General features: G+C 50.2%; 25 protein-coding genes and 1 other RNA gene. 12 read left to right on the plus strand and 14 right to left on the minus strand.

Translation table 11 applies throughout. The features are described from left to right. Positions 1-115: 115 nt before the first annotated feature. The 6 genes from SynBIOSU31_RS06425 to nadA all read right to left on the minus strand — a co-directional run bounded on the left by SynBIOSU31_RS06425 (position 116) and on the right by nadA (position 8,719). Entirely contained in the window at positions 116-1,897 is a 1,782-nt protein-coding gene (locus SynBIOSU31_RS06425; protein ID WP_186492614.1) for an Ig-like domain-containing protein, read from the minus strand. Between the two features lie 236 nt (positions 1,898-2,133). Continuing rightward, positions 2,134-4,554: a ligase-associated DNA damage response DEXH box helicase gene (locus SynBIOSU31_RS06430; RefSeq protein ID WP_255477398.1), complete on the minus strand. Its 2,421-nt coding sequence runs from the start codon at positions 4,552-4,554 to the stop codon at positions 2,134-2,136. A 71-nt stretch (positions 4,555-4,625) separates the two neighbouring features. After that, entirely contained in the window at positions 4,626-6,335 is a 1,710-nt protein-coding gene (locus SynBIOSU31_RS06435) for an ATP-dependent DNA ligase (RefSeq protein ID WP_186492615.1), read from the minus strand. Positions 6,336-6,360: 25 nt separating this feature from the next. Further along, positions 6,361-6,711, minus strand: coding sequence for a DNA ligase (locus SynBIOSU31_RS06440; protein WP_255477399.1), 351 nt, complete (start codon positions 6,709-6,711; stop codon positions 6,361-6,363). Positions 6,712-6,738: 27 nt separating this feature from the next. Beyond that, the gene (locus SynBIOSU31_RS06445; RefSeq protein ID WP_186492616.1) at positions 6,739-7,731 is read right to left on the minus strand and encodes a ligase-associated DNA damage response exonuclease; all 993 of its coding nucleotides are present in this window, start codon (positions 7,729-7,731) and stop codon (positions 6,739-6,741) included. Positions 7,732-7,786: 55 nt separating this feature from the next. Next, positions 7,787-8,719 carry a quinolinate synthase NadA gene (nadA, locus tag SynBIOSU31_RS06450; RefSeq protein ID WP_186492617.1) on the minus strand — a complete coding sequence of 311 codons (933 nt, stop codon included), beginning with the start codon at positions 8,717-8,719 and terminating at the stop codon, positions 7,787-7,789. A gap of 63 nt (positions 8,720-8,782) precedes the next feature. Here nadA and SynBIOSU31_RS06455 point away from each other — a divergent pair, with 63 nt between their 5' ends. From SynBIOSU31_RS06455 to SynBIOSU31_RS06465, 3 genes are all read left to right on the plus strand, one after another. Next, positions 8,783-9,628 (plus strand): TIGR04168 family protein, encoded by an 846-nt coding sequence (locus SynBIOSU31_RS06455; RefSeq protein ID WP_255477438.1) that lies wholly within the window; start codon positions 8,783-8,785, stop codon positions 9,626-9,628. Next, positions 9,622-10,707, plus strand: coding sequence for a hypothetical protein (locus SynBIOSU31_RS06460; protein ID WP_186492618.1), 1,086 nt, complete (start codon positions 9,622-9,624; stop codon positions 10,705-10,707). The genes SynBIOSU31_RS06455 and SynBIOSU31_RS06460 overlap by 7 nt, the downstream gene beginning before the upstream one ends. 247 nt (positions 10,708-10,954) lie before the next feature. Then, the gene (locus tag SynBIOSU31_RS06465; protein WP_186492619.1) at positions 10,955-11,701 is read left to right on the plus strand and encodes a glycoside hydrolase family 24 protein; all 747 of its coding nucleotides are present in this window, start codon (positions 10,955-10,957) and stop codon (positions 11,699-11,701) included. A gap of 15 nt (positions 11,702-11,716) precedes the next feature. On the opposite strand, the gene SynBIOSU31_RS06470 is transcribed toward SynBIOSU31_RS06465, so the two are convergent. Continuing rightward, positions 11,717-12,514 (minus strand): TPM domain-containing protein, encoded by a 798-nt coding sequence (locus SynBIOSU31_RS06470; RefSeq protein WP_370593712.1) that lies wholly within the window; start codon positions 12,512-12,514, stop codon positions 11,717-11,719. Between the two features lie 47 nt (positions 12,515-12,561). Here SynBIOSU31_RS06470 and SynBIOSU31_RS06475 point away from each other — a divergent pair, with 47 nt between their 5' ends. Beyond that, on the plus strand, positions 12,562-13,770 hold the full coding sequence (locus SynBIOSU31_RS06475; protein ID WP_255477400.1) for a class I SAM-dependent methyltransferase: 1,209 nt from the start codon (positions 12,562-12,564) through the stop codon (positions 13,768-13,770). Here SynBIOSU31_RS06475 and aroB read toward each other — a convergent pair whose 3' ends face one another. Beyond that, complete coding sequence (gene aroB, locus SynBIOSU31_RS06480) at positions 13,771-14,898, minus strand: 3-dehydroquinate synthase (RefSeq protein ID WP_186492621.1); 1,128 nt, start codon at positions 14,896-14,898, stop codon at positions 13,771-13,773. 77 nt (positions 14,899-14,975) lie between these two features. Between aroB and SynBIOSU31_RS06485 the strand changes: the two genes are divergently transcribed. From SynBIOSU31_RS06485 to ssrS, 3 genes are all read left to right on the plus strand, one after another. Beyond that, positions 14,976-15,872 carry a carbohydrate ABC transporter permease gene (locus SynBIOSU31_RS06485; protein WP_186492622.1) on the plus strand — a complete coding sequence of 299 codons (897 nt, stop codon included), beginning with the start codon at positions 14,976-14,978 and terminating at the stop codon, positions 15,870-15,872. 52 nt (positions 15,873-15,924) lie between these two features. After that, positions 15,925-17,091, plus strand: a complete 1,167-nt coding sequence (locus SynBIOSU31_RS06490; protein ID WP_186492623.1) for a 5-(carboxyamino)imidazole ribonucleotide synthase — start codon at positions 15,925-15,927, stop codon at positions 17,089-17,091. Position 17,092: 1 nt separating this feature from the next. Continuing rightward, positions 17,093-17,276, plus strand: a non-coding RNA gene (ssrS, locus tag SynBIOSU31_RS06495) — 6S RNA. Positions 17,277-17,635: 359 nt separating this feature from the next. Here the strand turns inward: ssrS and SynBIOSU31_RS06500 are convergent. Beyond that, positions 17,636-17,800: a hypothetical protein gene (locus SynBIOSU31_RS06500; protein ID WP_186492624.1), complete on the minus strand. Its 165-nt coding sequence runs from the start codon at positions 17,798-17,800 to the stop codon at positions 17,636-17,638. A gap of 473 nt (positions 17,801-18,273) precedes the next feature. On the opposite strand from SynBIOSU31_RS06500, the gene SynBIOSU31_RS06505 reads away from it, so the two are divergent. Continuing rightward, the gene (locus SynBIOSU31_RS06505; protein WP_186492625.1) at positions 18,274-18,621 is read left to right on the plus strand and encodes a hypothetical protein; all 348 of its coding nucleotides are present in this window, start codon (positions 18,274-18,276) and stop codon (positions 18,619-18,621) included. A 974-nt stretch (positions 18,622-19,595) separates the two neighbouring features. On the opposite strand, the gene SynBIOSU31_RS06510 is transcribed toward SynBIOSU31_RS06505, so the two are convergent. After that, the gene (locus SynBIOSU31_RS06510; RefSeq protein ID WP_186492626.1) at positions 19,596-20,054 is read right to left on the minus strand and encodes a DUF6717 family protein; all 459 of its coding nucleotides are present in this window, start codon (positions 20,052-20,054) and stop codon (positions 19,596-19,598) included. A 160-nt stretch (positions 20,055-20,214) separates the two neighbouring features. Here SynBIOSU31_RS06510 and SynBIOSU31_RS06515 point away from each other — a divergent pair, with 160 nt between their 5' ends. Continuing rightward, positions 20,215-20,391, plus strand: a complete 177-nt coding sequence (locus SynBIOSU31_RS06515; protein WP_186492627.1) for a hypothetical protein — start codon at positions 20,215-20,217, stop codon at positions 20,389-20,391. An 859-nt stretch (positions 20,392-21,250) separates the two neighbouring features. Further along, positions 21,251-21,409: a hypothetical protein gene (locus SynBIOSU31_RS06520; RefSeq protein WP_255477401.1), complete on the plus strand. Its 159-nt coding sequence runs from the start codon at positions 21,251-21,253 to the stop codon at positions 21,407-21,409. A 205-nt stretch (positions 21,410-21,614) separates the two neighbouring features. Here SynBIOSU31_RS06520 and SynBIOSU31_RS06525 read toward each other — a convergent pair whose 3' ends face one another. After that, positions 21,615-22,544: a hypothetical protein gene (locus SynBIOSU31_RS06525; protein ID WP_186492629.1), complete on the minus strand. Its 930-nt coding sequence runs from the start codon at positions 22,542-22,544 to the stop codon at positions 21,615-21,617. Between the two features lie 412 nt (positions 22,545-22,956). Between SynBIOSU31_RS06525 and SynBIOSU31_RS06530 the strand changes: the two genes are divergently transcribed. Further along, the gene (locus SynBIOSU31_RS06530; protein WP_186492630.1) at positions 22,957-23,319 is read left to right on the plus strand and encodes a hypothetical protein; all 363 of its coding nucleotides are present in this window, start codon (positions 22,957-22,959) and stop codon (positions 23,317-23,319) included. A 41-nt stretch (positions 23,320-23,360) separates the two neighbouring features. Here the strand turns inward: SynBIOSU31_RS06530 and SynBIOSU31_RS06535 are convergent, their stop codons facing one another. Both SynBIOSU31_RS06535 and SynBIOSU31_RS06540 read right to left on the minus strand, forming a co-directional pair. Beyond that, entirely contained in the window at positions 23,361-23,780 is a 420-nt protein-coding gene (locus tag SynBIOSU31_RS06535; RefSeq protein ID WP_186492631.1) for a hypothetical protein, read from the minus strand. Between the two features lie 599 nt (positions 23,781-24,379). Then, positions 24,380-24,655: a DUF2103 domain-containing protein gene (locus SynBIOSU31_RS06540; protein WP_186492632.1), complete on the minus strand. Its 276-nt coding sequence runs from the start codon at positions 24,653-24,655 to the stop codon at positions 24,380-24,382. 79 nt (positions 24,656-24,734) lie between these two features. On the opposite strand from SynBIOSU31_RS06540, the gene SynBIOSU31_RS06545 reads away from it, so the two are divergent. After that, entirely contained in the window at positions 24,735-24,962 is a 228-nt protein-coding gene (locus SynBIOSU31_RS06545; RefSeq protein ID WP_186492892.1) for a hypothetical protein, read from the plus strand. 14 nt (positions 24,963-24,976) lie between these two features. Here SynBIOSU31_RS06545 and SynBIOSU31_RS06550 read toward each other — a convergent pair whose 3' ends face one another. Further along, a complete protein-coding gene (locus SynBIOSU31_RS06550) occupies positions 24,977-26,365 on the minus strand; it encodes a BCD family MFS transporter (protein ID WP_186492633.1) in 1,389 nt (462 codons plus the stop codon). Positions 26,366-26,375: the final 10 nt, after the last annotated feature.

A 26,375-nucleotide genomic window follows, 5' to 3' on the forward strand; every position in this document is an offset into this window, starting at 1 on the left:
CTGCCAAAATATATATCCCTGATTTTTAGCTGAAAATGGCTTGCAACCATGATCCTTCATTGGGCATTAAATGGCTTCCTTGTTGTCTGATACTAATTTAGCCGAATTTATATTGTTAAACGTAATCACCTGGAGCTAAAACATTGATTGTCACTTTAGCCACGTCGTAAGCCTCCCCATCACTTAATACGTAGAAAAATGAATCTTGACCCACAAAGCCAGAATTTGGCCGATACTCAAAGAGGAATTCGCCAATTTTGTTCAATTTTCCATTGGATGTTAGGCTAAAATCCTTGATAAATGTGTTATCGCCATCAACATCGGTGTCGTCTAAAAAACCAGGTTGATTGTCGACATTGATGATTGTATCTGTTTTTACTGAATTACTGATCGTATTTCGATTGTCCCATCCTGTTATATCAATAAAGTCGTCAACGGCTAATGGTGCGTCATTGACTGATGTTATATCAAGCGATAAATTAAATTCGTGGGCTTTCTTGCCGTCGTTAATGCGTAGGCTGAATTGTTCTTCTCCGTATGCGTTACTAAATGGTGTATACGTTAATGATCTAAATTCTGGTGCATAGCTCAGTGTGCCCAGTCTTGTTGATGTTATTCCTTCAAGTTTAAAATCTGCTATTGGTCCAATTTCATTTTCAATCAAAGAAACTATATTTACGTTATTGTCCTCGAGTGTATTCATGTTTATCGTTGACGGCCGTTCAAAACTATCAGATGAACTCAAAATCTCAACACCGTTCTTCTCCCATTTTGTTGTTATATGACTTCCAACGAATAATGGATTATTTTCATTTTTTGGCATTGCAGACCATGGATGTTCATCAAAGTTTAATCCAGCAATGTATTGCTCACGGCTTTTATAAGGATATGAATTAGGCTTGTAGTAGCCTTTGTCAGCGTGTATATCATTGGCCTTAGCAGTATTAAATAAGGTTATTCCATTATCAGCTTTTCCTAGACCAGCAACGATTCCATCTGCAAATCCAGTACCCCACGAAACTTCATACTGATTAGTTGCTGCCATCCCAAACCATTGATTTGAAGTAGATAAAACTTGGTCAGTAACTAATTCTTCAAGAAGTGCACCTGAGTAACATTGCGCCAGGGCAAATGTTGTATTTTTTGATTTATTTATAACATTTCTAAAAATACTTGCGAACTCATTAGGGTTAATATTTGCACTCTCCCACGACACAAGAGAGCCTAAATTTTGACCTATGGTTTCTTTGGGAGCTACATCTTCATTAGACGCGTGACTTCCATGATCAAAAGTCCAAACAAAAAGAGAGTCGTCGTTGTCGATAGTTTTTAATCGTGAGTTATTTCCATTAATTGCTTCATCCAGGCTTGTTTGATTCGCGGGCACTACTTTGGAACCTTTACTTAGCGCATATGAAAAATCAGACTTTGAGAAGAGTTCGTATTTTAAATACTGTTTTCCATTAATGGCAATAATATTATAATCAAAGAATACCTGTTTAGACTTTGCGTTGTCTGTCAACTCTTTGATTTTTTTGAGCTTTTTCTCTGTCTCTGAGGCTGTCGCTGGAGTAAGAAATGATTTTCCTTCATTGTCTTCTTGTGTTGATGCAATAATCTCTTCGAATAAAATTTCTATCTCTGGGTTTTCGGCAAAAAAATCTTTTAAAATACCCTTTGAATCGATTTGATCGCTTGCATTTGTGTTATAGTTTATTGAATTTCCGGCTTTGTTTAAATTTCCATCTGCATAAGCTATGATGATATTTGAGGGGTCGATGCCTCTGTCTAATAACGTTTCGTAAGTTTTTTTTGTTAGACTATAGTATCTTGAATAATTGCTTTGTAGGTTGCTCCCACCGGAAAAAAGCACTGCGTAATTTTTAGAGTCGCTCATTCGTGTTAGATACTCCTTCCTAGCCTATCCCTGCCTGAGTTCTCATGAGTTCAAGCGCCTTTGAATTAAGAATTTCTTTTGCTTCGCGAGCGTTGTGCCTGTCTTTGTTCACTTCGAAATTCCAAGCCGATTTATCATCTCTAGGTATTTAAGATCTTGAAAAGCTGATTTTATTTTTTGAAATTTTACGCCGTGCTCACTTCACAAGTTCTTTCGAGTTGTCGGTCTTAAATAGATTAAAATTCGTTCCGTAACGCCTCAGATTGCATTCTCTGGATGCGTTCCATTACTGACTCATTACTCATACGGTTGTTGAGCCGTTCCACCAGCAGTGGAAAAGCCAGTGGTGTAGGTCTTGGTGATTGGCTGTGAAGTGTTTCTCCTCTCTGCATTCTTTTCAATGCACTGCGCAGTCTCGGCAGTTCAAGTTGTTCATGTAGCACTTCTTGCTGCGCTTGTCGTAAGAGAAGATTGCCTGGTTCATGTTTGTTGAACACCTCCCATAGCAATGAACCACTGATTTGGAGCTGTCCTGCGGTTTTGTTCTTTCCTGGGAACCCCTTAACAAGCAGACCTGCTACCTGGGCGATACCTCGAAATCGCCGTCGACACAACTCGGACAGATTTAAGGCCTGTTCCAGATCAATTTCCAGATTGCTGTCATCGAGCAAATCATCCAAATGCTTTTCCAACAGGTCATCCATGGGATACCCCTTTGGCGCTAGCAGTTCAAACCCATAGTCATTCACTGAAACCGTGATGGTGCCTCGATGGTGTCTTGTGAGTCTTGTAGCCCATAGGAAGCCCAGGCCCTCATGCACAAAGCGACCTTCAAATGGATAGGCGTAAAGATGCATGCCCTCGCGTGTCCGACAGGTTTCAATCAGCAGTTCTGCACTCGATGGCAAGGTCGATAGATCCATCTGACGTTCAAAGAGTGGTTCCAGTGCTTTCAGTTCAGGTGTGTCTAGTTCTCCTCGGCCTGCGCGTGCAACTTCTTCCCTGAGATGGTGGGTTAGCAAATCAGATAACGACATCTGACCTCCAGCCCAGGCCGGAACCGCAGTGCTTTTCCTGGTGGTGCTCTTGACATAGGCCGTCATGTCCCGAAGTCTCACAAATTCAAGTTGGCGTCCTGCAAAAAAGAACACATCCTTTGGTTTGAGTTGGCTGATGAACGTTTCTTCCACGTGTCCGAGTACAGATCCCCGCGTAAAGCGCACCCGGACAGATGGAGCTGATGTGATCGTGCCAATGTTCAGACGGTGCAGTCTTGCAATGGCGTTGTCTCGAACCACAAAACGTCCGTCATCTGTGGTTTCAAGTTTTCGGTAGCGAGGATAGGCACCAAGACATTCACCGCCTTGTTCCAGAAAACGTAAACACCAATCCCACTCACCCTGACTGAGTGCTTTGTATGAGCTCGTGCTTCGGATGGCATCAAGCGTTTCAGCTGGTTTGAAACCAGGCCCACACGCCAACGTCGTCAGATGTTGCAGCAGCACGTCTAGGGGTTGTTGTGGTGGGCGCCGCTCCTCCACCATGCCGTTTTCTAATCCTCGGCGAACGGCACTGAGTTCCAGTAATTCAAGAGCATTCGTCGGCATGAACAGCACCTTCGATGTTCCGCCTGGGAGATGTGCTGATCGTCCAGCTCTTTGCAGTAGCCGCGCCAAATTTTTCGGGGATCCGATCTGAACAACCCTCTCCACGGGTTGGAAGTCCACTCCCAGATCCAGGGAACTTGTGCAGACCACCCAGAGCATCGACCCCGCTTTGACGGCAGCTTCGATTGCCTCCCGTTCACTGCGATCTAGAGCGCTGTGATGCAGTGCTAATAAACCCTCCATTTCTGGGCAGGCGTAGCGCAAACACTGAAACCAACGTTCAGCCTGATTGCGAGTATTGGTGAACAGCAGTGTGCTGGTGCAGGGTTCGAGCTGCCCGATGAGATCTTCGTAACGCCTAAGTCCCAGGTGACCTCCCCAGGGAAATCCATCAATGCTGTCCGGAAGGATGCTCGTGACATCGAGCCCTCGCTTGGGAGCTCCTGTGATCAAACATGGCTCACAGCACTCGCCAAGGGCATGCCGAGCTGATTCCTCAAGATTTCCGATTGTGGCGCTGATCGCCCATGTCTGCAGTTGTGGCCGCTGTTGTCGTAGCCAGCTGAGTGCGAGCTCCGCCTGGATGCCGCGTTTGCTCCCGATAAGCTCATGCCATTCATCAAGAATGACTGTTTCGAGCGTCTTGAACAGTGCTTCGCAATGGCGACTTGCCAGCAGAACGCACAGTGATTCCGGTGTTGTGATCAGAATTTCGGGTGGTCTTTTGGTTTGTCTGCTGCGTTCAGCTGTGGCTGTATCTCCGTTCCGAATTCCAACCCGTATGGGCCAGCCCATGGCATCAATTGGTTGCTTGAGTGCGACTGCCAAGTCACGGCTCAGTGCTCTAAGTGGAGTGATGTAAAGCAAGCGGATGCCCACATGCTCACTTGGGACATCCAGGATGCGCGCGATAGATCCCATCACTGCCGCATAGGTTTTTCCTGAACCAGTTGGCACCTGAATCAGACCACTGAATCCCTGAAGATGTGCTTCCCAAGTGCGTTTCTGAAATTCGAGCGGCGACCATCCCTGATGTTCAAACCAGTCCAAGATCGGCGAGAGCTTTTGATTCAGATCTGATTCGCTTTCATTGCGATCGTATTGGTCTTGAGATATCGGTTTCACGTTGATAGCGTGCGTTTCGCCAATTGATCGCAAAGCGTTTGAGCATCTTCGATGGTGTTGGCGCTGTCGGCTATTCGGTCACTTCGCCATCGAAGGATCCTGGGGAAACGAACGGCAAGTCCACACTTGTGTCGCTTTGAGGCCTGAATGCCCTCAAATCCGAGTTCGAAGACCAGTTCAGGTTCCACGGCCCGCGTTGGGCCGAAACGTTCACGGGTGTGACTGCGGATCCATCGATCCAGCTCGAGGATCTCGGAGTCGTTCAAGCCGGAATAGGCCTTGGCGAACGTCACCAGTTGACGGTTACTCTTCGACTCTGATTGCTGGTTCCAGAGTGCAAAGGTGTAATCGGTGAACAGGTTGGCGCGACGTCCTCGGCCTGCCTGTGCATAGATCAGCACCGCATCGAGGGTCATCGGATCGCGCTTGTGTTTCCACCAGTGTCCACGCTTTCGCCCGCTCAGATACGGGGATTGCAATTGTTTGAGCATCACCCCTTCGGCACCCTGTTCTACGGCGTCTTTGCGCAGTTCATCCAGCTGATCCCAACACTGAAGTCGTTGTCCGCTGCTGAGTCGGCAACGCCACTTCGTTGTGTTGGTGTCCATTCGTCGTTGAAGATCGCCGAGTTGTTCAAGCCGTTTCTGTAGCGAGTTCGAGCGCAGATCTGCTCCGTCTCGTTCCAGCAGGTCATAGGCAACGAAACTCACAGGGCACTCAAGCCGTAATTTGCGGCCAACGGTTTTGCGGCCGAGTCGTCGCTGTAGGTCGCTGAATGGTCTTGGGTGTTGCTCATGTTCTGCCCAGCAGATCACCTCGCCATCAAGCACCGTATCGGGGGGTATTGATGACGCCATTTCGATCAACTCGGGGAATTGCTCATTGATGAGTTCTTCGCCACGACTCCATAGATACGTTCCGCTCTTGCGTTGAATCAGTTGTCCACGGATGCCATCCCATTTATTTTCCACCCACCACTCGGAAGGCACACTCTTTTCGATTGTCTCTTCTTTGAATGGGCTGGCCAGAAAAAAGGGGTATGGAACAGGTCCTCGATTGCCACGTTCTTCGGTGGCGACTGCGGTCAGTGAATCAAACCACTGTTTAGAGGCGTCTGCCGGCGTCATCAGACGCTCGAGAACCAAAGCCTCATCAAGGTTGAATCCTGTGGCAATCGCTTTGACGACAAGGCCTCGCGCCACACCGATACGAAAACCTCCCGTCAGCAGTTTGTTGAATAGGAACAGGCGTTCGTGGGGCAGTGATTCCCAGATCGCAAGCACAGTGTTGTTCTGCTCATCAGCATCCATCTCCGCCAATGCAGGCAACAGTTGTTCCATCCACCAGTGCATCGGCGGTGAATGACTGAGTTGATTGATCCAGGTCGTCACACTTGGTGTGTGGACACGGCCGCGAATGTCGCTCTTGAGTTGTGGCCAGAGCAGTGAAAGGGTTTCTGCTGAATCACCGACATGGCTCTGACAGTCATCGAAAAGCCAATCAGGCATTGCACTCGCCTGCTGAAGGATTTCCCGCAACCGGCGACCGGTGATCAGTCTTTTTCGCCGTTCACCCATCAGCAGCAAGACCGACCATGCCGCGTCGTGGGCATTGACTTGCTGGAGATGTCTCGCGATGAGATCGATCTTGCGTCTTGTTCCTGTGCTTTGATCCAGCTCTTCAATCAGAGCCGCGAAAGCATCCATACTGAAAGGGTCTCAGGCTGTTTGCTCAGTAATTCCAGCGATTGTCTTCCGCTGGTCCAGTCACCTGGACATTGCATCCATTGATTCCGGCTGAAGCGCTGTTGAATGATTTGATGTATCGGTTCACTGAGCCAGATTCATTGACTTCACTCAGAGCCTTCTGCAAACGGGCCAGATCGCTACCGACCTGATCTCTTGTGAGCAATCCAGAGGCGAGTCCAGCACAGATGGCCTCGGCTGCAGTGGCACCGTCAGCAGGGAACACCACTGTGTTGATCTGCTCAATGGTGATGATGGTTGGTTCGGCGAGGACCGGTCCTGCAGTTGCTGCGATCAAAACCACGAGGCTGGTCAAAGCCGAGCTGCGAGTCGCCATGGTGACAGGGATGGTGCTTGAAAATTCTTATAAGAGGTTAGTTGAGTCGAGTTGATCGAGTGGTTTGGCATCAATTCCATGTCGCTCCTGCAGAAAGCGTGCCAGCACATCGCTCTGGCCGTGGGTGACATAAACGGTTTTGGCTTCGCTATCCAGCACCGTGCGGATTAAACCTTGCCAGTCGGCATGGTCGCTGAAAACGAAACCTCGCTCATAGCCTCGACGGCGACGGGCTCCCCTCACAGCCATCCAACCCGAGGCAAAGGCTGTTTGCGGTGCTCGGAACCGTCTCATCCAGGCAGAACGATGGGCCGAAGGTGGTGCCAGGACTAGTCGACCTACCAGAGAATCCTTCCGCGGCAGATCGCTCACTGGTCTGCTCGCTGTCATGGCTACACCTGCTTCGCGGTAATGGCGCGTAACGGTCTCAACGGCACCATGCAGCAGCACTTCCTCTTCAACGCCGATGGCGTTCAGCTCCGCCAACAGTCGCTGCGCTTTGCCGAACGAGTAGCAGAACAACAGTGAGGGCCGCTCGCGGTCTCCATGCCACCAGTCTCGGATCTCTGTTGCCACCTTTAGTCCAGTGTCCCAGGCATAAATCGGCAACCCGAATGTGGCTTCGGTGATCAGCACGTCGCAGGGCACAACTTCAAAGGGTTCGCAGCTTGGGTCAGGGCAGCGTTTGTAGTCACCTGTCACCACCCACACCTGATCGTCGACCATCAATCGGATCTGCGCCGACCCCAGTACGTGCCCCGCGCTGTGAAACGACAGGCACGCCTGATTGAGCCAAAACTGCTTTCGGTAAGGCAGCGAATGGAGATTGATGTCACGCCCCAGGCGTTGTCGGAGCACCCCTTCGCTGACGTCTACAGCCCAGTATTCACCGCACCCAGGTTTGGCGTGATCGGCATGGGCGTGTGTGATCAAGGCCCTCGATACTGGCCGTGAGGGATCGATCCAGGCATCCGCTGCTCGGCAATACAGACCGCTTTCGGTTCGCTCGAGAACGTTCATCGATCAACTTTGGCAAGCCTGATCTGCTGCTGTGTCTCTCAGGCCCTGGAGGCTGTTACTTGCTCATTTCCAGCATCCGTCTAATCGGCGCTTCTGCTTTGGAACGAATCGACTCCTCCATGGTGATCTGCGGCGACAGTTTCTCAAGACAGTCGCGGAGTTTTTCCAGGCTGTTCATGCGCATGTAAGGACAGGCGTTACAACTGCAGCCATCCAGTCCAGGAACATCCAGCAATTTCTTCTCAGGGACCCGCTGCTTCATCTGATGCAGGATCCCTGGCTCTGTGAGAACGATGAATGTCTTGGAGTCACTGATTTCGGAGTGGATCAGCAGTTTGCTTGTGGATCCGATGAAATCGGCAAGATCCAGAAGATTTTCCTGACATTCCGGATGGGCGATCACCTCAGCCTCTGGATGCTCCAGTTTGAGCTTGAGCAGTGCTTCTTCACTGAAGGTTTCATGCACAAAACAGCGCCCCGGCCAGAGCGTGAGTTCACGGCCGCTCTGTCGCTCCACCCAGCGTCCGAGGTTTCGGTCAGGCGCAAAGAGCACCGGTTGTTCTTCTGGCAGCTGTTTCACCAGATCCACGGCATTGCTGCTGGTGCAGATCAGGTCGCTCTGAGCCTTCACGGCCGCTGTGCAATTGATGTAACTAACAACCAGATGGTCGGGATGACGTTCGCGAAAGCTGGCGAATTCATCGGCTGGGCAATCGTCGGCCAGTGAGCAGCCCGCATCGATATCAGGCAGCACTACCGTTTTTTCAGGGCTGAGGATCTTCGCGGTCTCCGCCATGAAGTGCACCCCACAGAACACGATCACATCGGCATCAGTATTGGCAGCCTTTCTCGACAGCTCGAGTGAGTCCCCGATGAAATCAGCGATGTCCTGGATTTCGGGCTCCTGGTAATAGTGCGCCAGGATCACGGCGTTGCGTTCCTGGCGGAGCTGGTTGATCGCCGCGATGAGTGCGGTGTCAGAGCTCATCGGGGCCTTCTGGGGCAAGATGAGACCAGCCTAGAAGTCGTTCTGACATCACTCCGTGTTGCCATTGCCGGAGACCTCCATGGTGACTGGGGTAAAGGGGATGTGGATCTGATTGAGCGACTGCAACCGGATGCACTCCTGTTTGTGGGAGATCTCAGTGATGGAGACCTCCGTTTGGTCAAGAGCATCACCCAGCTGTCGCTGCCTGTGGCCGTCCTGCTTGGAAATCATGACCGTGGACGCGACAGAAGCGGTGATCTGTTGCAACAGCAGATCACGATGCTGGGGGATCGCCACTGCCCCTGGAAATTACGGGCATGGAGCCAGCCAGCGCTGGCGGTCGTTGGTGCCCGACCATGCAGTGCAGGAGGTGGGTTTCACCTCTCACAGGCGGTCCAAGCGGTGTTCGGCCCCATCACAGAAACACAGTCGGCCGATTGGATCGTCGATGCGGCCAAGCAGGCCCCCGAACACTGGCCATTGGTTGTGCTGGCTCATTCCGGTCCGACGGGCCTGGGTTCTTCTGCGGACAGCCCCTGTGGTCGTGATTGGAAGCAGCCACATATCGACTGGGGTGATCGGGATCTGGCCATCGCACTGGATCGTATGCAGCGAATCCGTCCGGCTGATCTCGTGGTGTTTGGCCACATGCACCATCAACTCAGGGGACAACGTGGTGAACGAATCACGTTTCACCGGGATCGCCGAGGTACATGCTTTGTGAATGCAGCATGCGTGCCAAGAGTTGGTGTAGACGAGTCAGGTCAGCCGCTGCATCACCTCACTTGGGTCGAATTCACAGGTACTGAACCATCGTTGGTCAGTCACCGTTGGTATCGCCCCAGTGGCGAACTGACGTATGAGCAGACTTTGCTTCGTTCTGCCACGACAGAACAGACGCCATGCTGATTTATGTCTGCGTGAGTACGCATGGCTATGGCCATGCTGCCCGTCAGGCGGCGGTTCTCATCCAGTTGCATCGACTCCAGCCGGATTGGCATCTGGTCATCAGTTCCTGCGTGGACGAGACCTTTCTCGACCTTGTGCTCCGAGATGTGCCAGTCAGCAGAAGAGTGGGTCGCTGGGATGTGGGCATGCTTCAGGCCGATGCGCTCGGAGTTGATCAGCAGGCAACCCTGCAAGGTCTTCAGCAACTCGAGATCGATCTCCCCAGGCTTCTACAGCGCGAGGTCGACTGGATTCTGGGGCAGGACAGCCAATGTGTTGTTCTCGCTGATATTCCGCCTGCAGCAGCCGAGCTGGCACGTCAGCTTGATGCTCCTCTGATCTGGATGGGCAACTTTGGCTGGGATGAGATTTATGCACCCTTTGGTGGTGCCTTTCTCGATTGGGCTAATAACGCCAAACGGGCTTATCGAAGCGGAACGCTTCTGCTGCGCTGCCCGTTCTCATTGCCCATGAACTGGTTGCTGCCAGAACAGACGCTGGATCTTGTTTCAGCAGATCCTGAACCGCTTCCACGTGATCTGGAGAGGCGTCTTCGCGCTGATGGTCGAAAGATCGTTCTGGTGGGTTTTGGTGGCCTCGGATATTCGCTGCAAAAGGACCTTTTCAGCCGCTGGCCTCAACATCTGTTTCTGATGCCTTCACCCAAGGATTGCGTGGAGCTTGAGCCAATCACGAATGTGCTGTTCCTGCCTCAGACCATCAGGTTTCTGGATGTGATGCCGTTCTGTGATCGTCTACTGGGCAAGCCCGGATTCAGCAGTTTTTGTGAGGCGATGACCTGCGGTCTCGCACTTCATGTGGTGGAACGTCATGGATTTGCTGAAGCCTCTGCGCTGATGGACGGTTTGCGAAGACATGCGGCCCATCGAATTCTCACGCGACAGTCACTTGAACTCGGTGACTGGAAGCTAGATCAGCCGCTCGAACCTGCTGCTGGAGCGCCCTTGCGCGTTGGCGGGGCCGTTCAGGCCGCTGAGGCGATCCGCTCGGTCGCATCCAACACTGTTAAGCAAGGCTGATTTTTTCAATTAGGTGAACTTATCTGTGCTTCAAAGCATTTCTGTCCCTGGACTTTTGAGCTTTTCATGACATGCGTGACTCGCATGACGGTTGCTTGCCTGTCACAGCCTCTCTGTGATCGAAGGCGTCTGTTCGACACAGTTTGCGCGTGTTTAAAGCACTGGATTCTTTGAATCCATCGAATCACTCAACGAATTCACTGCATTTGTGTGTTCAACGTTTGATTCTGTCCCCTGATTGATCTGTATGACCTCCCTTGCTCTCACCGCCTGCCGTTGTATCTCAGGCGCTGTTGCAAGTGTTGTTCCACTGCTCTCAATTCTTCCAGCTCCAGCGGCGCGTGCAGCTCTTCCTGCATTGGAAAGCTCCCGTTCCAGGCTGGTGATGCTTGAAGAGGATGCCAAGACATCGGCTCTCCCTTACATCATCACTCCCGAGCGTCGCGCGATTCTCAACACCATTCGTTTCGCTGAAGGCACCTGGAAGGGTGGTCATGACCTTGGCTATCGCGTCATGTTTGGCGGTGGTCTGATGCCCTCGATGGACCGCCATCCCAACCGGGTGATTTATTCCTCCCGCTACGCAAGTGCTGCTGCTGGTGCCTACCAGTTCATGCCATTTACATGGGATATGGTCAAACGTCGTCTCGGCGTCAGAGGGTTTGGTCCCGAAGTGCAGGATCAAGGCGCACTGTTTCTGATCCAACGTCGTAAAGCTTTGGGTCTCACCGATCACGGAGTAATGACGCCCCAGTTAGCTGCAAAATTGGCCCCTGAATGGGCATCGTTTCCGACCTTGCGCGGAAAAAGCTTTTACGGTCAGCCCGTAAAGCGATTCACTAATCTGCAAGGCTTTTTTAATCTGAATCTGGCTCAGTTACGCAAGATTCGTGATGAGCGACGCTCTGCTCTTTCTAATGAGAGCTCTGATCAGAGCGAGGGTATTTCTGCCCCTGTTTGTACAGGTCCGACCATTCTTTGTGGGATGCCTTAAGGCATCCCAGCTCACTCAGGCGTCCTCGCTGGATTCCTTCACCTTTCGACCGACTGTCGCGCCCGCGATGAGATAAGCACCTATTCCACCTGCCATAAACCCCATTCCGTTGCGAATCAGTGGCAGCAGATCACTGGTTCGTGTGATCACCGGTGCAACCCCGAACACGCCGAAGAGCATGCCCCAAAGCGGAGACAGCAATAACAGCCACCCCCAGGCAATCCGTTCTCCCTCTTTGCGTGGATAGGCAGCAAATCCCGCGATTAGACCACCCAGGACTGAAGTGCAGAGTGTCCAGAGCCACTGCTCCGTCGGTAGTCCTGGAACAACTTGGCATCCGCCACGATCTAAACAGAGTTCCACAGCGTCCAGTGCCGCCAGGATGGCGCCGTCCTCTCCGTGATCCTTCACATAAAATTGATTGCCGTAGCGCGTCTGCAGTTCAACCCACCAGGTGCGGGGCATCAGCGCAAACAGGGCATCACCCACATTGAAGTTGAGCAGATTGCCCCCCCTCGGATCCGCCACCACCAGCAGACTGCGTTCGTCTAGACCCCAGAACTCCTTTACGGCCAGACCCGGAGTTCGCTCGTATTGCGTCAGCACTCTCAACTTCCAGCCGCTGCGTTGCTCAAAGGCATCGAGAGAAGTTTCCAGTGATTCGCGCTGCGTCTGGCTAAGAGCCTTGGCGAGGTCAATCACCGGTGTCGGATGGTCCGGGAGCAGATCGGGATTATCGATTGCCCCTACAGGCGCGGCGAACATCACCAGCAGAACCGACAGGCTCAGCAGTGCCTTCAGGCCACGCATCATTGCTTGGACACCCATGATTTAGAGCGAGTGCACGCCATTCTCACCACATGAAGGCCTTAGCTGTGCCCTGCCCCGAATGGCTGCTGGACCGACTGCAAGACCATGCCCGACGGGTGCCCTTCTCCACCTTCATGGAATGGGCACTGCATGACCCTGATCACGGCGCTTACGGGAGTGGTCAACTGCAAGTTGGAACGGCTGGCGATTTCGTTACGTCCCCTTCCCTCGGTGTGGATTTTGCAGGCCTTCTGATTCATCAGCTGATTGATTGGCTTGAGACCCTGGCGGCTCGCCATCCAGATGCCCTGCTGTCAATCGTTGATGTGGGGCCAGGGGAAGCTGATCTGATTGCCCAGTTGATCCCTCTGCTGCAGGCTTCAGCCGCTGAATGGCTGTCGCGCCTGGAGTGCGTGCTGGTTGAAATCAACCCCGGAATGCAGCTCCGCCAGAGGGAGCGTCTTCAATCACTGGGCAACATTCCTTGCCGCTGGTGTTCCTTGGAGGAGCTTGCTGCTGAACCGGTGAAGGGCATCCTCATTGCCCATGAGCTGCTGGATGCTTTGCCGGTCGAGCGCCTCATCCTTCGCAGTGGTTCACTGCGTCGTCAGATGGTCACTCTCACGACCTCTGAGGCATCAGTCCCTCTGCTGTCTTGGGATGACGATCCTTTGCCTCATTTGCTGCAGGATCAGATCGACGAGCAGGCGAATCGTGATGGTCTCGAGCTCCCGCCAAGTGGAGCCTTGGAAGGCTGGGCGACGGAATGGCATCACTCCTTGGATCCCTGGATGAAGGAGGCCTTTTCAGCCATGACTGATGGCATGTTGTTGGTGGTGGATTACGCCCTGGAGTCACGCCGTTATTACGCTCCGCGGCGCGCTGATGGAACTCTTTTGGCCTACAAACGTCAACAGGCATCCACAGATGTTCTGCGTGATGCAGGTTCTCAGGACATCACCGCTCACCTGTGCTTGGAATCGCTCCTGGGAGCTGCCTCAGAGGCTGGCTGGATTCTGGATGGCCACTGCCGTCAAGGAGAAGCGCTGCTTGCGTTGGGTCTTGCAGAGCGGCTCACAGCACTGCAGCAGCTCCCCAGTGATCAGCTGGCGCAAGCGCTGCGTCGAAGAGAAGCCCTGCTGAGGCTTGTCGATCCCAGTTGTCTCGGTGAGCTGCGCTGGTTTGCCTTTCATCGCTTTGCACCAAAAGGCTCTGAACAAGTGCATCTCAACAGTCGTTTCTTGCGTGAACCGACCTGATCAGTTGAGGGATTCAAGGCAGCGGTTGACATCTTCGTTGCTGATTTCGTCACTGATGATCACGTTTCCGATCTTTGTTGGCAGCACAAAGCGGAGTCGACCGTGTCGAACTTTTTTATCGCCTTGCAAGGTCCGCAGCGCTGCCTCCCGATCCAGGGCTGGCCAGGCAACAGGTAAGCCTGCTTTCTCGATGAGTTTCAGTTGCCGCTGTTGATCAGCTTCGCTCCAGAGACCTTTTTGGACAGCAAGCCGTCCAACTGCCGCCATGCCGATTGCCACGGCCTCACCATGGAGCCAAGTGCCGTATCCCGTCAGGGTTTCAACAACATGACCGAAGGTATGGCCGTAGTTGAGGATTGCGCGCCGGCCCCCTTCTCGTTCATCGTCGGCGACGACCAGTGCCTTGGCTTCCGCTGAGAGCACAAGGATGTCATGGAGCAATGTCGGATCCATTGCTACGGGATCTGAGAGGTCTGTGGCCTCCTCCAGACGGCTGAACAGGTCAGGGTCTCCAATCACCCCGTATTTGATCACTTCGGCCATTCCAGCCCTGAATTCACGAATGGGGAGCGTGTTCAGTGTCAAAGGATCAATCACCACCAGGCGCGGCTGGTGAAAGGCTCCGATCAGATTCTTCCCTTTTGGATGGTTCACGCCCGTTTTGCCACCGATGGAGGCGTCCACCATCGATAGGAGAGTGGTCGGAACCTGGACGATGCCGATGCCGCGCAGCCAGCAAGCCGCTGCGAAGCCCGTCATGTCACCAACAACGCCTCCTCCAAGAGCCAGCATCAGGGAGGTGCGCTCAAGACCCTCCTGCTGTGCCTTGTCAAGGATCAAACTCAGCGTTTGCAATGTTTTTCGTTCCTCTCCCGCATCGATTTCCAGCAGTACAGGGTTGAAGCCTGCAGCTCTGAGTCCACCCAGGCAGCTGTCGCCGTAGGGCCCTGCGACGTCAGGATTGCTCACCACAAGAATTTTGGTTCCTGACCGAATCGGTAATTCGGCCAGTGCAGCGCCAATCTCTCCCACCATGGAACGGCCGATGATCACGTCGTAGGGATTCCGCTCCAGGGACACCGTGATCCTTGTGCGTTCCTGCAAGTCAGCTACCTGCGCTGTGCTCATGAGCCGATGCTGCGGTTGCGATCCGCGGGCGATTCGATCGACTGACCCTATCCTCAGCCGCAGGCTTTTTGAGTTCGATGAACCCTGTCACGAGGCCAGATCGGCGAACAAGCCTCACCGCCTGGGCTTTTCTCGCACCTGCGCTGACGTTATTGAGCCTCTCCGTGCTCATTCCGGCCGCGATGGCTCTGTTGATCAGCTTCACGCAGACTGGGCTGGATGTCTCAGAGCCGCTGCGGTTCATCGGCTTGGCCAATCTGCGCAGGCTGGCTGGTGATCCGATGTTCTATCGCGTCTTGGGCACCACCCTCGTGTACCTCGTGAGTGTTGTGCCTCCGATCGTCATTGGTGCCCTGACCCTGGCCGTACTCGTGAATCGGGTCTTACCTGGAATTCATTGGCTGAGAGCTGCGTTTTACACACCCGTGCTGGTGTCAATCGTTGTCGCGGCTATCGCCTTCCGCTGGCTGTATGCAGAGAACGGGCTGATCAATGGTTGGCTCGAAGCGTTGATCGGATCTGGATTCATTCCTATCGAATTTCTGACCAATCCCCTATTGGCCCTTCCTTCAGTGATGCTTGTGACCCTTTGGAAAGGGCTGGGCTACTACATGGTGATCTTTCTTGGTGGCCTTCAGGGCATTTCCAAGGAGCTTTATGAGGCTGCTGAATTGGACGGCAGTGAGGGATGGAGACAACATCTCGATATCACCCTTCCCCTGCTGCGTCCCTACGTCACGCTGGTGGCAGTGATGTCAGCTATCGCGGCCACTAAGGTTTTCGAGGAGGTGTTTCTCATGACCCAAGGAGGACCTGCCGACTCCACCAGGACCCTTGTTTACTACGTGTATGACCAGGCATTTGCAGAGCTTGAGATCAGCTATGCATGCACCGTTGGTCTTGCGCTGTTCCTGATTGTTTTGCTGCTGACGGCCATCCGGTTTGCTTTGAGTGAGGAACGATCCGTGATTTAAGAAAGTTCCTTGGGGGCTGGATGGCAAGCTTCTGGGGATTGATTCAACGGCTATGGCCAGCGCTGCCGGGACAATTGGAGTTGTTGGGGGTGGTCAGCTCGCACTGATGCTGTGTGAAGCAGCGAAGTCACGCCAGGTTGCTGTGATCGTGCAAAGCGCGTCTGAACAGGATCCGGCGATCGCAGTTGCTCAGCAGCAGGTTTCAGGTGCACCCACAGATGCTGCTGCCACTGCGGAATTATTGAAGCGCTGCCAGCACATCACGTTCGAAAACGAATGGATACCGGTTGATGCTCTGCGGGCACTGGATTGTGATGGTGTGGAATTTTCCCCTTCCCTCACCAGTTTGCTGCCGCTGGTGAACAAGCTGTCTCAGCGGCGAATGCTTGATGATCTAGCGATTCCAAGCCCCGCTTGGATTGCTTTGGATGAGATCAACACCGACTCACCAGCGCTTCCTGCCGGCTGGACATTTCCGGTGATGGCCAAAGTGGCCCATGGCGGATATGACGGCAAGGGCACTCGCGTGATCAACAATCGCAAGTCTCTTCAGCAGCTGTTGAGCAGCGTTGCAGTTGAGGATTGGTTATTGGAGACCTGGGTGACTTACGAGCGTGAACTGGCGCTTGTTGTCAGTCGTGATCAGCAGGGACGCATTCGCAGTCTGCCGCTGGTGGAAACGCATCAGAAGAATCAAGTTTGTGACTGGGTACTGGCTCCAGCGCGGTCGGAGCAACTGTTGGAAGCCACTGCATACAACATTGCTGCCTCTTTGCTCACAAGCCTGAATTACGTGGGCGTGATGGCCCTTGAGTTTTTCTACGGCCCAGCTGGGCTGATGGTGAATGAGATTGCACCTCGCACTCATAACTCTGGCCATTTCTCCATCGAGGCGTGCAGCAGCAGTCAATTTGATCAGCAGCTCTGCATTACCGCGGGTCTGCCGGTTCCAGCAACGGAACTCGTGGTGCCTGGCGCCATCATGGTGAACCTTCTGGGGTTGCCCACTGAAGGCACGGAGCCCTTGAAGTCGAGGCTTGCTGCACTTGTTGCCATCCCCAGGTCTCACCTGCATTGGTATGGAAAGCAGGAAATGCCTGGACGGAAGGTCGGTCATGTGACTGTGTTGCTCGAGCAAACCCATTGCGAAGCTCGTGGGCAGGAAGCTGAAGGCCTTTTGAAGCAAATTCGTGAGATCTGGCCGAATCCATTAAATTGATAGTGGACTGCCTGGTTGGTGACAGCCTTTCTCTAGTGCTCTGATCTGACTCTCTTTCGACTTGGGGTGACTGTCGTGAAGGTGCAGTAAACCGGCCTCGTAGCCGGAAACGAATCCTCACTTTGTCGCCCCTTCTGGTAACTCCAGGTCGAAGCCTGAAGGCGTCACGGTCAAGTGGTCCACCTAATGCAGCAACAGGGTGCTCAGCGAGACAACGCTTGCGAAAACTCTTCAAAAAACCTCATCATCAATCGCTGAGAAGATCTTTGATTCTTTGATTGGCCACCTCAGGATGACTAATCACACGCAGGGAGTGGTTTGGAGGCTATTCCTGCTTCGATTTGCTCCAAATCACAGGCTCATAGAGGCTTATTGTTGATATTGTCCTAGTACTCATGTAGAGCGGCTGAATTGTAATCGTTGAAGCGTAGTTATTTATTTCCAATAGTCAGTAGTTGGATTCGCAATAACACAGCAAAAGACATCGCCATGTAGACATAATGTTTAAGCGATTGACGCCTGCCAGGGCTTTCTAAGGAATAACCTATTTATTGGCTAATGCCTTGGCTTTTTCAATTTCCTTGATCAAATCTTCAATTGTTCCAGGTGATCCCTTGATTTTCTGAACTGCCCACAGCGCTGACTCAAGACTATCGATAAAAGTCTGGTTTTGATCAGGGAACTCAGTGTTGATGAGCTTGTACGCCATTTCTGAGTTCATAAGCAATGATCACATCCTAGGCGAAGCATGGCTCAAATGATTATTAACAAAAACTGCGTCAAAGACTTCTTGTGCCTTTGTCCATACTTCTATCAACGATATCAGAAATCTCAGCACCAATCTTGTAGCGCCTAATATCGTTATTCCGAACTCAAACGTCATCACTTCAGAGAAGGAGATCTAACGATGACGAATATAGATAAAATCCCCTGACATTAATCCCATTGTTTAAGCCAATTCATTTGATTCTAGGAATTCAAGTCGCCAAAAACCAGCACTGCTTCTCTAATGCTTATCAAATTCCTCACAAAGGCATTGATTTAAATGATTAGCTATGCCGCGCTAACCATTTTCATGCAGTTGCGTACGATTGTGTTAGAAGGCAAAGGCCTATCACGTTTAATTGTTGCTTTATTGCTAGTTCATGACTACAGTTGGGTGATTAATTTGCAATTGAAGGGTTGAAAGCTGTTTACCAATTCATTGTCACCGCGCCTCTTGCCATTGCGACGGTCTTGCCACTTGAAGTGTCGGCTGCAACCACCAAGCAAGGAATTGAGTTGGCGAATTCAATCGGCTTTCAGTCCGGCAAACAATATTGTTCCGGAAAGTCTGCCGGTGATGCAATTGAAAAGGGTACTGCCAAAGCGATGTTTGACTCAAGCATGTCCATGGATGAAATTGACACCATTGATATGGCTCAAGATATTTATAGCGTTCCGCTGATTGAGTCATTTTTTGCCTACACTATTGATAATTGTCCCGCTCGAGCAAAACGGCTATGGCGTGAAATCAATGAATCAATGTGATTTGATTAATAATGTAAAAGTTCTTAAATTGTTACTTAGTATTTATGCATGAATAGAAAGTGCTTAGGATTTTGAAGAAAAAGTGATACCTTCCGTGCTCACGAGCAATCCGTTACGGAATTAGAAAACTATAATGACAAGCGTTTGAAACTCAAAATGAATTATGGATTCCTTATGATGTCAAAAACCATTCTTATCCATTTGAATGCAATCATGAGATAGAGCATGAACTCTCAATCAAAAAAAAAAGGAGGAATTTTGCCCGTTCCTCCTTGGTTTTGCATCCACCACGTAAACGCGGCTCAATAAATCTAGAAAATTGTTGTTTTGAACGTGAGTGGGTTTACCGTACCTCACTCCAGAGGCAGTGAATAAAGATCTACTGCTGAGCTGTTTGATTGAGTTTGAAGATGCTCAACGCCAGCATCGCGGTTGAAAAGCTTACGAGGAGGAGGACCACAAGGTCATCTTTCATTGCTTAGCACCCCTATTGATTTTGTAGATGTTGAGTGTGAAACAAGCGACTGCAAAGCTGACTACAATCACCAAGAGATCAGAAGTCGTCAATTGATTCAATCAAGTCCTAACAGGTTAGGACTTTTTTTGCATGTGGTGCGGCGTATAACCGTACTTCAGATCCTCTGATCAATGTCAATACACATGGCAAATATCTTTTTAAGCTTTCATGGCTCGAAAATTACAGTATTGGTAGGTTCAAGACATACAAATTGCAAGTAATTAGATGTTTTTCGTTGTGCGGCTAGACAATTGAATCTCTTTTAATGTCTTGATTGAGGATAAAAAGATCTCACTAACACTTTTAGACTGAATCCAGAAGCTTTGATTCTAGCATCTCTCAACATTGGAAATATGATACGTAGCTGTCTGGGCGATGATCGCTTTTTAGATCTACAAGTCTTCTTCATGCATTCGCTTTCTTATACAGAGACCATGATTGTTGAATCAATCATTAGTTATGAAGTGATCTCACAGTGGATATACATGAGCTCAGGAGCGGGGTCCCAGCAAAGCTTTAGCCATGGGCTCAGCCATGCTTGCTTGCCGGTCACTTCATCCAACCAATAGGTTGAACCTGGATTTTTACGATCTTCTTTCAGCCAGGTAAGGGTCGTTGTCTCTTCTTCAAGGGGAATACGGCTGACCGTAACTTCCATTGTGGAATAGCGATCAGCTTTTACCTCAGACATCGATCGATAGATGTCGTCCATGATCTGTTCTGTTCCACCAACGAGGAGCTCGTTTTTCGTTTTGTATTCAGGCATTGAGAATTGCCACATGCCATCATCCCGACGTTCCATCTGGAATGTCCATTGGTCTAGATCTGGAGCTGAAGCATTGACTAACTCACGCTCGGCGTCAGTCAGTTGCCAGTATGTTGGTTCAAGCAAGGTAGTGTTTTCTTTTGCAGACATTCAGTAAATTGAATGAGGCTTTGTAAATCCAACTATAGAGATTAATGATTGAAATTATTCAATGTCTTGGTTTATGCATTTGATCCCAAAACAAAACCAATGATTTGTTGATAAAGGTTCACTGTCGGCTGATGCTTTAGGTGAGTCCATCTTTGGATCCATGAACGGTCAGAAACGCTATACGGTGAGATACCGCGAGCCAAGCAGTCGAAGAATTGAAAACTGCTACTACGCCGGTGATGCCTTCGAGGCCAGGATTTTGGCTATGGAAGCTATTCCTTATATCAAGGCACATCCCCATTCCATCGACCTGATTCGCTGTGAGGAATTCAAGTAGGCATCGATAGGTCTGCTTTTCTGTTATTTGCCGCCCCATGGTTGCCATTTGCTCCATGAAATTGGTTCGAGCAATGCGTCGTACCCCCCAATCAACAATTGATCGAGTCATTGCATGCGGTTTGTGGGGCTTGGTTGATCGTAAAAGCTCAGGCTTACCGTCGTCTTCAACGCTTATCTCATCGATAAGTCCCCCTTAAGGCACTTGCTTTTGAACATCCTTCTAGATGGTTGATGCTCAATTTGTGAGCTGATCCAGTGTTCTTGTCTTCAGCCTGTGTGGCTCGGTATCTACACCTAAGACGCACTGCAAGGGGCTTCCTTCTGCTTAGTAGCAATTCACTGCTGCCTGAGTTCGCAACATCGATTGCTCTATTAAGCTTCAAGCCTGTCTGATGGGGATCATCTGTGCAGAAACCTTCGGATCTAGTAACGCTCCCATTGCTCTAGAGCGACCTCAGCGGCTTTGAGGATCTTTTTGACCTGAACGTCTCCAACGCCCCATGAATGGTTCACGAATGCTTTTTTCTGCAAGAAACACCTTTTTTGGTCAGTGCTTTGCTGCCCTCTAGGCTTCCTCTGGTTACTTTCTGAGACCTTCAGCTCAGCTCAATCTTGAGGTTTGCCCTGTCTGGTTGGCCAGCCCGTTCACCCATGAGGCTGAAGTTGCTGCGTTGAGCCGGGATTGGATCGTTAGACGTTGTGGATGTTTTTGGTTTGATCTGTCGCTTGAACGGCTTTGCTCACAGGGGTTTCGCGTGGTGTTGCACAAACCTATCGTCTTAAGCCAACATTAAGGTGTCGCATTCGTCTTTATCTGGGTTCGGGCCCCTGTTGCCATGGCCGCAATCATCCGATTCATGTCCGGTCCAGAACCGGTCTGGCGTCGCTGTCTTGAGCGTTGCTGGTTTATGGAATGTGATATCGATCCTTTAATTCTTCAGGCTCGTCTGCTCCATCATCAAGGTCGGCATCAAGATGCGCGTGCTGTGGGAGAGGAGTTACACCCTGTTTTTTGAACAGTTTTTACACTCATTACTCAAGCTGTTAATCAGTTGTAATGCAATTCTGATTAGTGCTTCATATCAATGTATAGATACTGTTAAACTAAATTACTTTCTCTTTGATGTATTATTGCGTGTTAAATTTTGGTTTCAGATGAATCTGACGATTTAAGTCAATGCCGTATGGGTATTCGTAGGACCCAAAATGTTTTTTGGGGCTTTAAGCAAAAATCATGTCTGAATTAATCAGTGGCGGTGTGTACAGGCTTATGTCGTTGCCGTCACCAGCTTCATAGGAGATAAACAAATTAATTTTTTTTCCATAGATGCTTTCGAACTCACCAAGTGATTGGCCTTCCTTGGTTTTGTCAAATTCTCCACTTAATTTGCCATCAATTTTGGCTATGAGGAACTCTTGGCCTCTCCGCAGTTTGTAATCATCAATTAGAGAAACATCAAGCATTCCACCACTAATAATCATGTCTCCTGATACATCGATGAAATCATATGTAGTTTTGGTTCTGTCTCGATTCCTATCGTCATCACCGTTTATTTCGATCGAGATGTTCCCATCAGATTTAAAATAGTCGCCATTGAAGAGCATTCCCCCTGTTGAATTTCCAGGATGGACTTGTCCGTGATCAGTCCAAGAACCAACGATTGATCCATTTCCTGTCAATATTCCGCCATTGTAGAATTTTGATGCATCTTTAGTCTTATTAAGGATTGTACCGTTGTTTATAATCGAACCAACGCCTGAATTGTCAAACTCTCCATTGATCTCGATTGTCGCTAAGGACTCATTCAAAATTTTTCCATTATTTCCAAGTACTCCCTTTTCTCTGATATAGACCGTCCCTTTCATCCCATTCTTGAAACGGCCCGACGTATTGGGTGTGTTAAAGGCGAAGTATCCGGACGTATATATCTTCCCGTAATTTTCGAGCGTTCCGAGTTCTAAAGTTGTGAATTCTGTTCCTTCACCGACGTTGATATAGCCTGTATCGTAAACATAGATGTCTCCAGAATTTCCGAATTGCCCTTTAGTGATGGACAGGCCACCATAAATTGAGTAAGTATTAGGATATTGATTCGAGTCGGTATTGAAAACCGTTTCTCCCTTGGGAATGGTGCGATTGGTTTGAGGCATTGATTTCTTTCCGCTCCCTCTATGGTAATGGAATAATTCGCTTTCGACTACATCTTTAATTTAGTAACATACTACTCGGCTTAGAGTAGCTTGCCTTCGAGCACTTTTGATTGAAATGTCACTGATTAATTTTCCCGTCCGCCAAGCGAAGTGATTTGAAAAAGTCCGACATTCTTTTTCGAAACAAAGTTTACTAAAAGGCATAATTAGTGTCTGTTTTGTATTGGCAATTGGTTTAATTCAAGAGCTGTGCAACCAATTATCATTGAGCAGTTTTGATGAATAGACCTAATGAGCTTATTAGGTTAAAAAAATTGCAGAATCGCTATGCTGTTTCAAACCTGACTAGGCACTGATGAGGCATTGTCATCCGCTCGTTGTTTTTGCATTGACATTGATTGCCTCTTGTTCGATGGGGTTCTCATCAAGACCTGAAGCGGAGAGTGCTTGTCGTCAATGGCAAGGTCAGGTGGAGACAGTTGGTTATAAGCGTGAATTGCTTGGCTTTGAAAAAAGAACAAAATTTGAACAAGAGAACCCAAGGCCTGATGCCGCCTTTTGGGATGACGAGATCATTGACTGGGAGAAGCAAAAACTAGCCTATGCTTCGACTCCCATTAGTGAAACTGTTGAGATGAGCCCTCGTTATTGTCAGGTGGATATAGAGACTTCACAGTTTCTTGGTTACGAGAATAATGCGATTAAAAATGGCATCTATCAAGTTGAAGCAGGCAAAAAGGGTGAGTGGATGGTTGTTAAGCACTTCCGCTATTAAGCAGTTTTGCTCTATAGCATCATTTTTGAGTCGCGTTTAAATTAATCCAACCATGGGTCACCAAGGTTTCGCTCGGTAACTATTTGCAACCCCTTTAGAGCGAGTTTTGTGCCAATCGATTGCTGGTCTCTAGCTGAATAGCCAGTTTGAACAAAGATTAGCTTGGCAATAATTATGCTATTAATTGATAGACTTTGGTTTTTAATTGTGTTGTAGTCCTGATCCACGATTTCAGGTCCCTTTTCTTCGTTCCAGGTGAATGTTGCCTTGTACAGATTGTGCTTAATTTCTTTCCAGGGTGCTGGCTCGATCTTGATCAACTCAGGACAGCTGGCTTTTGACAACTGACGCCTTAGCTCTTCGTTTCGTCCTTCTTCAAGTCTCTTGACTAGTTCCTGGGGAATGATTGCTGAATTGCCCACAAGGGTTAGTGGCTGCTTCGTGATAATAACTTCTCTCATCTTGGAAATGTTAGTGACTTGGTTGTTTGACTGTGTCGTCGTTGGTAGATTCTCTCATGTTTTATTTTAGATTTGTGATGATCAAGGATTTGTGAGACGCTTTTCTGTGTGTTTCTCTTTTTTGTTGCAGTCTTGAACGCCTCGGAGATTCTTTTGTCCAATAGGGCTTGAGGCTGATGGTTTCTCTGGTTGGACTCAATTTGACAATTTGGTTTTTTATCCAATGCCTTTTAGTCGATTCGTAGATTCATTGAGTCATCAGTTCGCTGAGTTTCGCAGTGGGTTTTTGTTTGATCCAGCAAGCCGACCCATTGAGATAACTAGAATTGCAATCCATGCGTGTTTGTTCTTAAGCTGTATTCATTCATTTAATTAATTATTTAATTTAAATGCAATAGATCAAGCATTTGATCATTCGCTATCGACACTCAGTCAAGCACTTGTATTGCATCCACCCTGGTGTCTCGGTTTTTTGGGTTTTTGCTAGCGGTCATTGCGATGGGCTGGGTATGAAGCAAATGTGTCCATGCTTGCCTTGACCTTCATCCTTTGCATTGATGTTTTGCAAGGAATCCCACGTTGAACTGAGTAGTGATGAATTAGGGGCTAGAGGTTTGGATTCGTCTAAGGAGTTCATCCTTGGCGAGCTGTGTCACTACAAAAACTTCTTGAGCACTGGTGCCTTTGCGGGCAAGCATTTTGAAGCCACCTGTGACTGGTATCGAAACCCTCAACTGAAGATACGAGCTACGTCCACGGACTCTAGAAATCACCCCAGGGGTGATCGTCTGAATCTCAGGATCCTTGGCGAGAACCTTGAGCCAGGGGATCAACCCTTCTACATAGGTGCTGTGCGTAATAACCAGGCGCCCCACAGAGAGTTGCTGCTTGCTGAAACTTGAACTGGTCGAAGCTAGTGGATTTGGCTACAGAGAAGAGAGAGATCTGCTTTCCATGCTCCGATCTGTCGACTTGCTGCTTCGTGAGGTGTCCGGTCCCTTACAAGATCGTTGCGGTCCCCAGGCCAGGGTTTTGACGGCAGAGGTTCATGGTGATGAAGTTCGGGGGCTGGCGTTTTGCCCCGGCAAGGTGCTGCGTTATGTCTTGGCTGCTCGCAACAGACGCATCAAAACAACGGAAATGCTCCGGTTGGCGCGCAGCAGCAGACAGCCAGCTGCCTGAACAGTGTTGTCCTTTCAGTCGAGCTCACTGGTCAAGACCGAGCTGAGCGCTTGTTCGACCTTGGATTGAAACAACTTGGTGTCGACACGTAGTAGGAGCAGACCCGCCGCTAGAAGTCCACAAGCCTGAACGATGAACACCCCGGCGTAGGCCCCAAAGCTGTTCTGCGATCCCGTCAGTTCGCCGAAAATGCTCAGTAGTGCTCCTCCGCTGATCGTTGCTAATCCTCTGGCATACGCCTGGGCTAGCCCCCACACTCCGATAAAAGTTCCTGCCATCAGTGGCGAGGTCAGGCCGAGCATCAATGTCAGGCTTGCATTGGTGCTAATCCCTGCGCCAACGCCAAACAGAAACAGTGCTGTTCGGAACAGAGTTGTTGATGCTAATAATCCTGCCAAAACCATCAGCAGCACAAACAGTGCTGAGAGAACTCCACCAGCCAGTGCCGTCCGCTGTGCACCAAGGCGTGGTGTGATCAAGAAGCCTGTTGCGGCAATACCCAGCAATGTTCCAACTCCCCAAACGGCATTCAGCCGTGTGCTGACACAGAGGTCCATGGCGAAAACCGACCCGCCGTAGGGTTCCAGGACAGCTTCCTGGAGAAATAACGCGAAAGTGAACAGGGACAAAACAGCAAAGAAATACCCCACCTGAGGAGATCTCTTCAGCACAGTCCATGCACGACTGAGTGAAATTTCCTGATGATTTGCCAGGCGTGGCTGGTCCTCGCTTTTGCCAGGCTTGAGAGGTGGTTCCACCCCTGCGATTGAGACCAAAACGAGGATGAAGATCACGATGGGAGCCACGCTGATCAGCCTTTCCACTCCGGCGATCAAATTGCTCAGCTCGGCTGTGGCGCAAGAGGATCCAAGAAACGAGCTCAGCAGAATCGCTCCAGCGACGATCCCAACCATCAGCATCGACCAAACGATGGATACCAGGGCAGGACGTTGTTTGTCCGTGCTCACATCAACTAGCAGCGCCGCAAAAGGAGTGGAACTGGCTGCAATCGCCACCCCGTAGAACACAAACACCAGAGCGAGGACCAAGCCTCTCCAGATCACATCCGTCTGATTGCCTGTCTGGGATGCTTCCGCCAGCCAGAGAACGGTCCGACCTGCAACCCAGGTCAATGCGCAAAACGCAGCAGCCCCACCAACAATGAAGGGTGTGCGCCTCAGTTGTCTCCAGCGGCAGCGATCCGATTGCTGTCCGAACCAGATTCTCGAAAAAGCAACCAGTTGCTGACTTCCGAGAGCCAGTGCGGTCAGAGCGGCAGGGACCTCAAATTCGTCAATTAGCAGCCTGTTAAAGATGCCAAGAGTGAGAACGGAGAGAGCGCCTAGACAGGCCTGAAACAGTCCAAGACGCAGTGCGAGGACAATGAACCGTGCTGATCCCACGGACTACAGA

The sequence above is a fragment of the Synechococcus sp. BIOS-U3-1 genome (assembly GCF_014279975.1).
In the GTDB taxonomy this organism is placed as follows: Bacteria; Cyanobacteriota; Cyanobacteriia; order PCC-6307; family Cyanobiaceae; genus Synechococcus_C.

Excerpts from the sequence above, each read along its gene's own strand:
- nadA (WP_186492617.1), bottom strand. The coding sequence starts at position 8,719 with ATGAGCTCTGACACCGCACTCATCGCGGCGATCAACCAGCTCCGCCAG.
- SynBIOSU31_RS06470 (WP_370593712.1), bottom strand. The coding sequence starts at position 12,514 with ATGATGCGTGGCCTGAAGGCACTGCTGAGCCTGTCGGTTCTGCTGGTG.
- SynBIOSU31_RS06515 (WP_186492627.1), top strand. The coding sequence starts at position 20,215 with ATGAACGGTCAGAAACGCTATACGGTGAGATACCGCGAGCCAAGCAGT.
- SynBIOSU31_RS06545 (WP_186492892.1), top strand. The coding sequence starts at position 24,735 with ATGCTCCGATCTGTCGACTTGCTGCTTCGTGAGGTGTCCGGTCCCTTA.
- SynBIOSU31_RS06475 (WP_255477400.1), top strand. The coding sequence starts at position 12,562 with ATGAAGGCCTTAGCTGTGCCCTGCCCCGAATGGCTGCTGGACCGACTG.
- SynBIOSU31_RS06520 (WP_255477401.1), top strand. The coding sequence starts at position 21,251 with ATGTCCGGTCCAGAACCGGTCTGGCGTCGCTGTCTTGAGCGTTGCTGG.
- SynBIOSU31_RS06465 (WP_186492619.1), top strand. The coding sequence starts at position 10,955 with ATGACCTCCCTTGCTCTCACCGCCTGCCGTTGTATCTCAGGCGCTGTT.
- SynBIOSU31_RS06425 (WP_186492614.1), bottom strand. The coding sequence starts at position 1,897 with ATGAGCGACTCTAAAAATTACGCAGTGCTTTTTTCCGGTGGGAGCAAC.
- SynBIOSU31_RS06445 (WP_186492616.1), bottom strand. The coding sequence starts at position 7,731 with ATGAACGTTCTCGAGCGAACCGAAAGCGGTCTGTATTGCCGAGCAGCG.
- SynBIOSU31_RS06435 (WP_186492615.1), bottom strand. The coding sequence starts at position 6,335 with ATGGATGCTTTCGCGGCTCTGATTGAAGAGCTGGATCAAAGCACAGGA.
- SynBIOSU31_RS06530 (WP_186492630.1), top strand. The coding sequence starts at position 22,957 with ATGGGGTTCTCATCAAGACCTGAAGCGGAGAGTGCTTGTCGTCAATGG.
- SynBIOSU31_RS06440 (WP_255477399.1), bottom strand. The coding sequence starts at position 6,711 with ATGGCGACTCGCAGCTCGGCTTTGACCAGCCTCGTGGTTTTGATCGCA.
- SynBIOSU31_RS06535 (WP_186492631.1), bottom strand. The coding sequence starts at position 23,780 with ATGAGAGAAGTTATTATCACGAAGCAGCCACTAACCCTTGTGGGCAAT.
- SynBIOSU31_RS06500 (WP_186492624.1), bottom strand. The coding sequence starts at position 17,800 with ATGGCGTACAAGCTCATCAACACTGAGTTCCCTGATCAAAACCAGACT.
- SynBIOSU31_RS06460 (WP_186492618.1), top strand. The coding sequence starts at position 9,622 with ATGCTGATTTATGTCTGCGTGAGTACGCATGGCTATGGCCATGCTGCC.
- SynBIOSU31_RS06490 (WP_186492623.1), top strand. The coding sequence starts at position 15,925 with ATGGCCAGCGCTGCCGGGACAATTGGAGTTGTTGGGGGTGGTCAGCTC.
- aroB (WP_186492621.1), bottom strand. The coding sequence starts at position 14,898 with ATGAGCACAGCGCAGGTAGCTGACTTGCAGGAACGCACAAGGATCACG.
- SynBIOSU31_RS06510 (WP_186492626.1), bottom strand. The coding sequence starts at position 20,054 with ATGTCTGCAAAAGAAAACACTACCTTGCTTGAACCAACATACTGGCAA.
- SynBIOSU31_RS06485 (WP_186492622.1), top strand. The coding sequence starts at position 14,976 with ATGAACCCTGTCACGAGGCCAGATCGGCGAACAAGCCTCACCGCCTGG.
- SynBIOSU31_RS06525 (WP_186492629.1), bottom strand. The coding sequence starts at position 22,544 with ATGCCTCAAACCAATCGCACCATTCCCAAGGGAGAAACGGTTTTCAAT.